The following is an 11,781-nucleotide window of genomic DNA, read 5'->3' as shown; positions in this document are numbered from 1 at the left end:
CACGTGCAGCTAGGCGGGGCCGATCGCGAAGGGCGCTAAACGTTCCTGTGTCGCATCTTGCGGAGCGGCAGGCAGGTATACGGTCGCGGTCGTTCCTTTTCCCAAGGTGCTCTGGATTTCCATCTTGCCACCGTGCGCCTGCACGATCGATTGGCAAATGCTCAGACCTAATCCGGTTCCGCCCGGCTGATTTTCACGCTGGCGGGATTTGTCGCCGCGATAGAAGCGCTCGAAGACGTGGGGCAGGTCATCCGACGGAATGCCCATGCCGGTATCGCGCACCTGGACGATCGCGCGGGCTCGATCGCGGTCGTGCGACAGGTCAACCGTGACGCTACCGCCTGACTGAGTGAATTTTACCGCATTGTCGATCAAGTTATTGACGACCTGTTGCAAACGCTGGGCATCGCCGCGAACCGGTAGGGATTCGAAGCGGCCGAAATGCAAATCGACGCCACGCTCTTCGGCCGCTCCCTGGAACATATCGACCGAATGCTTCGTCAGTCGGTCGAGCGCTACGGCCTTGGTATCGATCTGCATGCTGCCGGCGTCACTTTCGGCCAGTAGCAGCAGTTGATTCACGAGCTTGCCCAGGCTGCTGCACTCGTCCACGATGTCGCTCAACAGGTCCTTGTACTCGTCGATCGTGCGATCGCTATTCAAGGCCACCTCAACCGAGCTCTGGATGGCGGCCAGCGGTGACCGCAGTTCATGCGCCGCGTTGGCGACGAATTCCCGATTGCGGTCCAGGTATTCGGCAATCAAATCGAGGAAGCGATTGATCGTGGCTGATAGCTGATCGAGCTCGTCCCCCGTACCGCGCATCGGCAGACGCTCTTCCATGCGCCGCGGTCGCAACCGATCGGCCGTGTGAATGATCTGAGCCAGCGGATGTGTGGCGCGCCCTGACAGCCAGAAGCCGCCCAAAGGCGCAATCAACATGATCAACAGCGCCACGATCGTCATCACTTGCGTGACCTTGGCGATATCCTCGTCGGCGCTGGCCATCGACGAACCGACTCGCACCGTAAACGTGGGCAGCCCAGGCTTTTCCAAATGCGATTGTACGACGCGATAGCGCTGGCCGGCGATCGTCATTGTGCCGTCGCGCAGATCGGATTTGAATAATTGCTCGGACGGCGTGTTTTCGCTGCACCACAGGACTTTATCGTTCTCGTCCAGCAGCTCGACGAACATGCCACGTTCGATATGGGCGGCGACCTTGCGCGTCATTTCGGCCGAGAAAGCCTCGTTGTTGATCGAGTGGTACATCTGCTCGACCGCCAACTCGACTTCCAGGGCGTCCTCGCGCAGCAGTTGATCGATCTCGTGACGCAGGGCAAACCGCAGCGCCTCGCGGACGCCCATCAACGTGCAGACGACCGTCAGCAGCACGACGGCCGTGTTCCACAACGTGAGGCGAAAACGGAGAGACCGGAAGACATCCCTAAGCCGCCGGAATCGCATAGCCGCGACCTCGCACCGTTTGAATCATAGATTCGCCGAATTTGCGATCGAGCTTGCCGCGCAAACGATTGATATGGACCTCGATGACGTTCGTCGTCCCTTCCCAATCGGACTGCCACAAATGCTCGCAGAGCATTTTGCGCGTCACAACCTGGCCTGCATAACGCATCAACAATTCCAGCAGGCTGAACTCGGTCGGCGTGAGGTCGACTTCGACGCCGCCACGCGTCACGCGGCGCGTCGTCAGGTCCAGCGTGATGTCGCGGACTTGCAACACGGGGCGGGGTCTGGTTGTCGTGCGCCGGCAAACGGCCTCGATCCGCGCCATCAACTCGGTGAAGGCGAACGGCTTGACCAGGTAATCGTCGGCTCCGGCATTTAGGCCGGCCACGCGCTCCTCGACCGATCCGAGGGCCGTCAGCAAAATGGTCGGAGTTTGCAGGCCCTGCGAGCGGAGCTTGGCTAACACCTCGAGACCTGGCATGCGCGGCAACATCAGATCGATGATGATGACGTCGTATTGTTGGCTGCTGGCCATTTCCAGGCCGCGGACGCCATCCTTGGCCCATGCGCACTCGCTTCCTCCCTCGACGAATCCCTGCCGCAGCGCTTTGCCGATTACCGGGTCGTCCTCGATGACTAACACGTTCACGTGTAGCGCTCCTGGGATGTCGGGTTGTGCAAGATCGCGACGGCATTCAATGTTTCTACGAATCGCACGATCGCGCAGGCCCACGGTTCGTCGGCGATTTTGCCGCGACCCATGGCGCTGACTGCTCACCCTCGATTCGGTCTCGCCCGCTCCTTTAAGTGTACATCGGGGAACCTAGGGGCGCGAATTGATCCCTGATGCCGTCGCTGGCACAACCGTCGCGGGGCGGGTCAAACCTTGGGCAACTCTGCACCTATTCTCGTCGCCGCACGGTCTTCGGCGCGAATGGCGCGCGGCATATTTACGAATTTTTAACCAACTGACGTCCCAGGGCGGCTTTAAACCTCATATACTTCCGAGTATGGTGCGAGTCGTCGACCATAAAAGTGGGCTCCTGGCTGTCATTATGTGTTCGCTGGCCAGGCACTCTAAAACGGCCCGTCGGCCAATCTCTTCATCGCCGAACGTTCCGTTGCTTGCTGCTGCATCGACACGATCGATGGCCTCTCATCCAAGGCTAGGGCCTCATCGTACGGTCATTCGCTTGGCTCTCGTTGCCGCGGGCCGCTCGACTCCTGCTGCCGACATCGCGCCGGTCATGCGCTGTTCGCCCAACATCAGCAGGTTTCGCGATGCATGACATGTTTTGGGAATTCTGGGAGAACTTCCGACACAACCTCTTCAAGCCCCTGTTGTTGTTCTTCTACATGGGCTTCAGCGTGCCGCTGTTGAAGGTTCCCTTCGAGTTCCCGCACGTGCTCTATCAGGGCCTGACGATGTATCTGCTGATCGCCATCGGCTGGCACGGTGGTGAGGAGTTGGCCGCGTTGTCCGGCAAGGAATTTGCCCGCGCTGGCGGATTCATGGTGATTGGTTTCGTCACGAATTTCCTGATTGGTATCCTGGCTTATTACGCCTTACGAGGATTCACGAAGTTGCGTCGGGTCGATGCCGCCACGGTTGCGGGCTACTACGGTTCGGACTCGGCAGGTACGTTCGCGACGTGCGTCGGGGTGTTGAACGTTGCCGGCGTCGGTTTTGCGCCCTATATGCCGGTGATGTTGGCTGTGATGGAGGTTCCTGGCTGCCTCGTCGCGTTGTTTCTCGTCTCCCGTTTGCGCCAAAACGGGATGGACGCTCGCGGCAACCTGCCTGACGAGCCGGGTTACGATCCGCAGACGCCATCGTTTGCATCGGTGGAAAGTGAAGGCATGCACGGTTCATCCGAAGCTGACGCGGCGAAGCTCGCTAAGAATGGCAACGGCAGCTTCTATTCGTTCATCAATCTGCAGCTGCTACACGAACTGTTTCTCAATCCGGGGCTGTTCTTGCTCTTTGGCGGTATCCTGATCGGCTTTGTGAGCCGCTTGCAGGGAGAAAAAATCACTGCCGAGGATGACGAGCTGTTCGTGAAGCTGTTCCAGGGAGCGTTATGTCTGTTTCTATTGGAAATGGGCATGACCGCTTGCCGACGCTTGCGCGACCTGAAATCCGCCGGCCTGCCCTTCGTGATGTTCGCGCTGATTGGTCCCAACATCCTTGCGACCATGGGGATCTTCATCGCGCATGGGTACAGCAAGTTTCTGGGAACGCCATTCGAGCTGGGGACGTATACCCTGTTTGCCGTCCTGTGCGCAGCCGCATCCTATATCGCGGTACCCGCCGTTCAGCGGCTGGCGATTCCCGAAGCAAGCCCAACGCTGCCGCTGGCAGCCTCTTTGGGATGCACGTTTTCGTACAACGTGACGATCGGAATTCCCGTTTATATGCAGATTGCCAAAGCGGTCTTGGAACATTTTCCCGTCGCAGCGCCAGCCGTTGGTGCGGGCTGACGGAACCTAGCACGCCACACTGAGCGCAGGTGGATAATCTAGCGAACTCGCAAGGCTCGCTCGTCCACGAAAGGGGGATGACGGAACATGGCAGAATTCGTCGAAGCCAAACGCGTGGTCGTTATCGCTGAGAGCGTCTTGCTGAAAGACCTGCTTTCGAAATTCGTCGAGCTCGGAGCCAAGGGGTACAACGCCATGTATTGCTTTGGCAAGGGGGAGCACGGCATCGTTGACGACTTGTTCAACAGTCCGGACCGCTCTTGTGTCCGTATCGAAATGATTACCACGATCGACGTCGCGTCGGCCCTCATGGATTACGTCCACCGCGATGCGGTACAGCGCTACCCGGTGACCGCCTTCGTCGATACGGTCATGGTCGACAGTCGCGACACGTTCTTTCGCCGATGAATTGTCGCCGTGCGATGGTTCGCAGCCTCCGCGCTATCAGTTATCGCAAGGGCGCGATGTCGAGCGAAACGTCGCTAACGCGTCGGCGCAGGGAGTGTCGGCGTTGTAGGCATTGGCACTTGAATGGGTAAAGTGCCCGTCGCGCGCGTTTCGCCCAGCCAGCCCGATAAGGCCACCAGGTCGAGGGCCAAATCCTGAATCGAGGCCGCACCCACGAACAGAGGGGTGGCGCCCGCGTCCGTGGCCAGGCTGTTCTCGATTTCTGTGACGCTCGCCTCGAGTCGCTGCATCGTAGCGGCCAGATGCCGCTCGATCGCGAGACGATCGGTGTTGTCGTCGCTCTCGGACCGCCGCGACGACTCGCGCGCGGCCTGCCAATTGGCCATCAATCGCAAGAACGTGCCCCGGCTGATGATCCCCGTCGGAAAACCATCTTTCACGATCACGACCCGGCGAATCGAAACGCGGCACAGAAAGTTGTAGATGATGATCGCAGGTGTCTCTTCGTCGTAACACACGACGTTGGTTTTCATGACGTCGCACAGCGGCAGATTCCAGCCGTCGGCCTGTAGCGGCGCGCAGACCAAGTCTTTTTCCGAGACGATGCCGGCCAGCTTGCCGCCGTCGTCGACAACCGGCGCGGAATTGATGCGCGTCCGCAAGAAGAATTCCGCCGCCTCGTGGATCGGCTGATCATTCCGAAAACATGTGATCCGGCTGGACATGATCTGCCGGGCTTGCAGGCCGCGCAGCCATTCGCGATAGTCGCCGGTGGACTCGCAATCCTGTCCGTCCGGCTCGTCCAGTTCACTAAAGCCGACAACCCGATCGCGCCCCGTATGCTTGGCGACGCGTAGGGCGCTGTCGGCGCGATCGAACAGCTCGGTCGGTCTCTCGACGCATTCGTCCAGTTCAGCCACGCCGAAACTGACCGTGATCGTCAGCCGATGGCCCTCACCGGGAAGCGACATCTCCCGTAACGTGGCCCGGATTCGCTGCGCCCACTGAATGGCCTGCTTTTCGTCGGTGTCCGTCAGCAGGATGCAAAACTCTTCTCCACCGTAACGGCACAAATGGTCCGTCTCGCGGCACTGGGAATTCAAAACTTGGGCGAACGCCTTGAGGATAATATCACCCGCAACGTGCCCGTGGGTGTCGTTCACGGTTTTGAAAAAGTCGATATCGCACAGCACGCAGGTCAACGGCGTCTGCTGCCGGCGAGCACGGGCCAGCTCTCGCTCGAATTGCTCGAAGAATACCCATCGATTCGGAATCTCAGTCAGCGGATCGGTGCGTGCCAACCGGACCAGTTGGTTTTCGAGTTCGATCACGCGCGCCCCGGCGCGTAAACGCGCCAGCAACTCGGGCGAGGCGATCGGCTTGGTCAAGAGATCGTCTGCGCCCGACTCTAACGCCAGGATCATGTCCGCGACTTTGTTATGCGCGGTGAGCAGTACCGTGTAGATGTAGTGCGGAAAGCTGTCGTCGCGAATCCGCCGGCACAGCTCGATCCCGTCGAGCCCAGGCATATCCCAATCGCAAATCAGAAAGTGCGGGCAATCTTGATGGGCCGCCTCGAGGGCTGCTGCGCCATCTTCGGCCTGTTGCACGGTGTAGCCCGCCGCCTCGAGCCAATAGGCGACCAACCGGCGAATATCCGGGTCGTCGTCGGCGATGAGTACTTTGCGGTGCAACATCTTCGTGTACGAGGGGTTGGGGGACGTCAAGTCCGCATCGTGCAGTTTGCGCGCAGCCTTTAGCAACTATAGGTTTGAGACTCACCCAAAGGTGGGATGAATTTTGATCGGTTCGTTCGGTTGGCGAACGACCACCGCTGCGGCATTGGATCGCCTTCCGCGCGCCGGACAACGTGCGTTTTCTCGCGGCGTTTTGGCAAGGATTCAACGCCGTTACGGTTACCCTTTCCCGATCATCTGCTAGGGACGGCACAACCGGCACAATCGGCCGTAGCGTAACCGTCAAGGCCGCAAACCCGACCCCACCACAATCCCTTCCTTCGTCAGTCGCGTTTGATCCCTTTCGCCGGGCAGAACCCCAATAAATGCTTCAGGCCTTCGCAGCCGTACGGCGATGAAAGTAGGGAAATGCCGCCATTCCAGGCTGAGGAGCGCATGCGAGCCGGGTTACTGCTGCTGGGACTGATTCTCGTGACGACCGTGGTCGGCTGCGCCGGGAGCGTTGCGCACCGCGGCCGCGTCGGGGCGGGGCCGCCGACGAGCGACTCGCTCGAGGTGGTCGAGCGCGGCGCGGCGCTCGTCGATGTCGAGCGCGTCGAGCGGCTGCCGGCGGTCGATCAACAGCTCGGCTATCCTCGCGCGGCAGGAAATTACCACGCGCTCAGCAAGCCCGAATGCCAATGCCTGGCCGCGCGCGCTTCGAAGCTGGGCAACTTGCTCGATGGCGAGCGCCGGGCGTTGGCTGCGCGAGAAGCTGGCAAGCATTGTTCGCATGAAGACAACTCGTTGACCTATGACGTGCTGCGCACCGCGGCGCTCGAGGCGCGCAATCGTTCGAGCGCGGACGCCTTGAGCACGTATTACGCGCTTGAATTGAACGAAGCCCGGCTGGACCTGCTCGGGCGCTCGCTCGCCGATGTGCGACAAACCGTGTCTGGCGTCGACCGGTTGCGGCAGCAGGGGCTGAAGTTGCCGCTGGACGAGAACCAGTTCGCGCGCCGCGAAATCGAGCTGCGTGATCAGCAGGTTCAAGTCGAGGGAGCCGTCACGCAATTCGACATGCAGCTTTGGCAGCAGATCGGGCTGCGCCCCACCGCGCCGTACGAGCGGCTGTGGCCCACCGACGATCTGACAGCGCTGGTTGAACCGCAAGATATCGAGGCGGCCGTGCAATTTGGCTTGGCGACGCGTCCGGAACTCGGCATGCTTCGCCGACTGCGGCGCAATCTTGACGAAGACTCGTTGGCTTCGAGCCGGGCGGCGCTGTCTCAGATCAGCCCGTTGTTGGGGTTAGCGCCGCAATCGTCGGGCTGCGATGGCATTTTCGGCTTGCTCGGCGCCCTGCGCAAGGCGCACGAAGCCAAGCGAGAACTTCCCGAACGTCGCCGGCAGATCAATCAGTACACCAACAACCGCGAACAGGAGATCGCCGTCGAAATCCGCGAGGCCGCGGAGATGGTCGATGTGCGCGTCCGGCAAATCGCTTTGGCCAAGGAGTCACGCGATCAACTCGCCCAACGACGCGCCGATGTCGAAGGGCGGGCCGGCGCCGGCGGCGCGACGTTCGCCGACTCGAGTGCGGCCCGCTTGGCACTGTTGCAGGCCGATGGTGATCTGCTGGAGAAAGTCGTCAACTGGAAGCTCGCACTGGTCAAACTGGCCCAGGCTCAAGGAGTGCTCGTTGCCGAGTGCTGCCCTTAGCTTTGCACGGTTGGCTCTTTGACCAACAGCGCGATTAGTCAACGGTCGCCTGAGAGACGCGTTCTTCCCAGAACTTCCGCGCTTGGTCGTGGAATTCCAATACCTCGCGGCGCTCGGCGACATCGGTGAGCTTCAGCTTCGCCGTACGTTCGTTGACCCAATCCAAGAAGAATTGTGCCGAGGCTTTGCTGATCCTGGGTTTGTCCCCCAGTTCGACGTACCACGGCGCCGTCGATGCGAAGCGGTACGTTTTGTCGTTATCCGTTACGGCACGCACCAGCACCCAACCGCTCTCCGTAAACTTGACCGGCGGCAGGTGGCCGGTCTTGGCCATTTCGTCCAGCCGAACGCTCTGCACGACGCGGCCATCTTTGACGATTTCCATGTAACTGATCGGCTCGCGGGTAGCGAGGTTCAACGTAATTTCGAGTTCGAGCTCTTCGGTGGCCGTGCCCTTGAAAACGTGCCCCGGCAAACGGTTGTTTGCAAACGGCCGAATCAGGGGGCCGTTGGTCACGACCACACGGCCGGCCTTGAACGCCTCCCACCAGGCGGCGTAGCTGAATTCGTCCTTGTCGACCCACACATAGATCCGGTTATAGCCGACCGGATTTGGCATCACGCCTGACGCACTACCGGCCGATGGGGGAATGCGCAGACCCGAGTTGAGCACGTGATAATAAATCTCCTCGGACCATTCGCCGTTACCGCGCGGATCGCGAAATCGGCTCTTGTCGCGTGGCTTCCCCCAAGCCTCGTTCGTCAGCATGCCATCGCGCTGCATGTGGTTATTGGCCAGGCCGATCGAATCGACCTTGCCGCTGGCCAGCCAGATCGGCGTGTCCCACCAAAAGGGCTTTTCAATATCGATCCACACGGGCTGGTCAGGAGTTTCCTGGGCACGCGCGGCGAGCAGGAATTTCATCGCCGGAGGATATTCACGCTCCGATCCGCTCAGATCCAAAGGATTCGCCAGATTGAAGAACAACAATGCACCGCCGCCGCGCTCGTCTTCTCCCCCCAGCAAATCATAAATCCGGTTACCGTCGAACCGCACGACCGGTTCCTTGGGGAGCGGCTTTCCTTTCCACGGATTCTTCTCGTTCCACCAGGTAATCAGTGGCGCGACATGCAGGTCCTCGGCCTGCATCAGCAGGCGGATGTCTTTTTCCGAGCGGTGGATATGCAGGTCGCCCGACCACCACCCTTCGCCAGCCATATCGACCGAGCGCGTCAGGTCGATCACCTGTTCATCGTCGGCGTTGTCCTCAATCGAGAAGTAACCTTTGCGATCGGTATACTCGGGGCCGTGGTCGAGTTCGAACGTGTAATTGCCGCGCGGCAGTCGTAGTTTCACGTTGCCGGGAAAAACGAAGTGGTCGTTCCAGAACGGCATGCGTGCCGCTTTTTGCGGCGCTCCCTTGGCGTTCTTCAAATGCAGGCGGCACGCGATCGGTTCGCGCGTCTGAGCGTCAACGACCGTAATGCGGAATTCTCCGCCGTTGGTCGCTAGCAGTTTTGACGCGGCGCCGATTACCAAGCAGAATGCGCCACAGAAGAAAAAACACCGTGCAAACATAAGACCCTCGACCAGCCAGGTTTTCGCCTTCAGAGCTGCCGGCGGAACATAGGCAAGCGTAGCATGCCACTAACAGGTTCGCCGTACCGGGCAAACGCCGCCCGAGGGGGGCCGAGCGTTCCGCGTGCTTGGTTGTGGCCATGGGGGCCTGTATCATGCGAACAGTCCTGCCGAAACCTGCACTTCTCGCCGGCGGTCCCGCATGCAATGGCTTCGTCGATTGGCGTGTCTGATGACGCTGTCCGTCGGCATGGCAGGTGACGCCGCATCCTCAGAGTCAGTACCAAACGAGCCGTTCGATACGCACAAACGGGTCGCTTGGACCACGTCTCGGGTACGCGGCAGTCCCGACGCTCCGCTGCCATTCCGCCTGCAGCGCGTATTCGACAAATTGGCGCTAAAAGAACCCCTGTTTCTGACGCATGTTCCCGCGACGAACGAGTTGCTCGTGATCGAACGATCAGGGCGGATTCTGATTTTTCCGAAGCGGGCAGACGTCGAAAGTGCCGACCTGTTCCTTGATGTCGGCGAAGAGAGCTATAGCCTGGCGTTTGATCCCGCTTATACGACGAACCATTACGTCTATGTATTCAGCAACGGACCGCGCGAAGCGACGAAAAAGAATAACCACATCGCGCGATACAAGGTCGCCCAAGATGGTCCCCCGCGCTGCGAGCCGAACTCGCGGCTGATGGTTCTGGAATACGAGTCGAACGGCCACAACGGCGGGGACCTGGCATTTGGCCCTGACGGCATGCTCTATATCACGGCGGGTGATGGGACCTCGGACTCTGATACCAACCTGACGGGACAAAACCTTGCCGACCTGCCGTCGGGCGTTTTGCGAATCGATGTTCGCGCTAGTGATGAGCAGAGTCCTTACGTGATTCCCGGTGACAATCCCTTCGTTTCGACCGAGAACGCGCGCGGCGAGTTGTGGGCCTTCGGCCTTCGCAATCCGTGGCGCATGTCCTTTGATCGAGAAACGGGACGCCTATGGATCGGCGACGTGGGCCAGGACTGGCGCGAAATGATTTATCTCATCGAGCGCGGCGGCAATTACGGATGGAGCGTTGAGGAAGGGGGCTTGCCCTTTCAATCGCTTCGTGAGCGCCGGCCGACGCCGATCGTGCCACCAGTGGTTGCCCATCCTCATTCCGAAGGTCGATCGATCACCGGAGGGCACGTCTATTATGGGCGCCGGCTGCCGGAACTGCGCGGAGCCTACGTCTATGGAGATTTTGCGACAGGCCGCTTTTGGGGAATGCGCTACGACGGTCGCCAGGTAACCTGGCATCGCGAGTTGGCGGATACGACGCTGCAAGTCGCGAGTTTCGGCGTCGATGCCGACGGCGAGTTATACGTCGTCGACTATGCCGGCGGCTTATACCAGTTCGAGCCAAATGACACGCCAAATTCCAGTAGCGAATTCCCGCGTCGCTTGAGCGAGACAGGGTTGTTCGCATCTGTCGTGGACCATCGGCCGGCGCCGGGTGTGGTGCCGTATTCGGTGATCGCGCCCCTCTGGTCCGATGGCGCAAGGAAGGAACGCCTGTTCGCGTTGCCGCCTGATACCCAGATCCAGTTCACGGAATCACGCGGCTGGAACCTGCCCGATCACGCCGTCGTAGTGAAGACATTTTCGTTGGACGTGCCCGGAAATCCGCCGGTGGCACGGCGAGTCGAAACACGGCTGCTGGTGCGCGAGCAAGGAGAGTGGGTTGGTTATTCGTACCAGTGGAACGACGAGCAGACTGATGCCGAACTGGTCCCCAGCGAAGGCCGCTCGCACGATTTATTAGTGGCGGATGGAGTGACGGGCGAATCGCGCAGCCAGTCCTGGCATTTTCCCAGCCGCGCCGAATGCATGATGTGCCACACGCGCGCGGCGAATTACGTGCTGGGATTGTCTACGCTGCAAATGAACCGCGCGCACGACTACGGCAGCTCGTCAGCAAACCAATTAGAGGTTTTCGAGCGGCTCGGCCTGTTCCGCGAACCTCTGCCGAAGCGCCCCGCTGAAATGGGCGCCCTGTCGGATCCGCAAGACGGCGCATTGCCTATCGACGCGCGCGCCCGCAGCTACCTGCATTCGAATTGCTCGCATTGTCACGTGTCGGCCGGTGGTGGCAACGCCCGGCTGGAGCTGGAATTTACGACGCCGCTGGACAAGACGAGCCTGCTCGACGAAAAGCCTCAGCACGACCGATTCGGCATTACCGACGCGCGGCTGCTGGCCCCAGGGCATCCCGAAAGGTCGCTTCTGCTGACGCGCATCAATCGCGTCGAGCGGGGACGCATGCCGCCGTTGGCGACAAGCGTGATCGATCGGGCGGCCGTATCGTTGCTCGAGCGCTGGATCAGCGAACTGCCGGCGCCGGCCACTCCGAGCCAATAACCACGTTTTTCTGGCTAAGAATTGTGCGTCGCGCCTAACCTACACTT

General features: G+C 60.3%; 8 protein-coding genes. 4 read left to right on the top strand and 4 right to left on the bottom strand.

The features are described from left to right. Positions 1 to 9 precede the first annotated feature (9 nt). Positions 10 to 1,467, bottom strand: a complete 1,458-nt coding sequence (locus tag VGN12_29205) for an ATP-binding protein (protein HEY4313566.1) — start codon at positions 1,465 to 1,467, stop codon at positions 10 to 12. Beyond that, complete coding sequence (locus VGN12_29200; protein HEY4313565.1) at positions 1,448 to 2,119, bottom strand: response regulator transcription factor; 672 nt, start codon at positions 2,117 to 2,119, stop codon at positions 1,448 to 1,450. Before VGN12_29200 ends, VGN12_29205 begins: the two co-directional genes overlap by 20 nt. Before the next feature lie 632 nt (positions 2,120 to 2,751). Between VGN12_29200 and VGN12_29195 the strand changes: the two genes are divergently transcribed. Both VGN12_29195 and VGN12_29190 read left to right on the top strand, forming a co-directional pair. After that, positions 2,752 to 3,951 (top strand): sodium-dependent bicarbonate transport family permease, encoded by a 1,200-nt coding sequence (locus VGN12_29195; protein ID HEY4313564.1) that lies wholly within the window; start codon positions 2,752 to 2,754, stop codon positions 3,949 to 3,951. 87 nt (positions 3,952 to 4,038) lie between these two features. Further along, positions 4,039 to 4,359: a hypothetical protein gene (locus tag VGN12_29190; protein HEY4313563.1), complete on the top strand. Its 321-nt coding sequence runs from the start codon at positions 4,039 to 4,041 to the stop codon at positions 4,357 to 4,359. 74 nt (positions 4,360 to 4,433) lie between these two features. Here the strand turns inward: VGN12_29190 and VGN12_29185 are convergent, their stop codons facing one another. Beyond that, the gene (locus tag VGN12_29185) at positions 4,434 to 6,086 is read right to left on the bottom strand and encodes a diguanylate cyclase (GenBank protein ID HEY4313562.1); all 1,653 of its coding nucleotides are present in this window, start codon (positions 6,084 to 6,086) and stop codon (positions 4,434 to 4,436) included. Between the two features lie 405 nt (positions 6,087 to 6,491). Here VGN12_29185 and VGN12_29180 point away from each other — a divergent pair, with 405 nt between their 5' ends. Beyond that, positions 6,492 to 7,757: a hypothetical protein gene (locus tag VGN12_29180; GenBank protein HEY4313561.1), complete on the top strand. Its 1,266-nt coding sequence runs from the start codon at positions 6,492 to 6,494 to the stop codon at positions 7,755 to 7,757. 34 nt (positions 7,758 to 7,791) lie between these two features. On the opposite strand, the gene VGN12_29175 is transcribed toward VGN12_29180, so the two are convergent. Continuing rightward, positions 7,792 to 9,336: a hypothetical protein gene (locus VGN12_29175; GenBank protein HEY4313560.1), complete on the bottom strand. Its 1,545-nt coding sequence runs from the start codon at positions 9,334 to 9,336 to the stop codon at positions 7,792 to 7,794. 202 nt (positions 9,337 to 9,538) lie between these two features. On the opposite strand from VGN12_29175, the gene VGN12_29170 reads away from it, so the two are divergent. After that, on the top strand, positions 9,539 to 11,734 hold the full coding sequence (locus tag VGN12_29170; GenBank protein HEY4313559.1) for a PQQ-dependent sugar dehydrogenase: 2,196 nt from the start codon (positions 9,539 to 9,541) through the stop codon (positions 11,732 to 11,734). The last annotated feature ends 47 nt before the right edge of the window (positions 11,735 to 11,781 follow it).

The sequence above is a fragment of the Pirellulales bacterium genome (genome assembly GCA_036499395.1).
In the GTDB taxonomy this organism is placed as follows: Bacteria; Planctomycetota; Planctomycetia; order Pirellulales; family JACPPG01; genus JACPPG01.
Note: the sequence above shows the minus strand (reverse complement) of the source record. Positions and strands in the feature narration are given on the sequence as shown.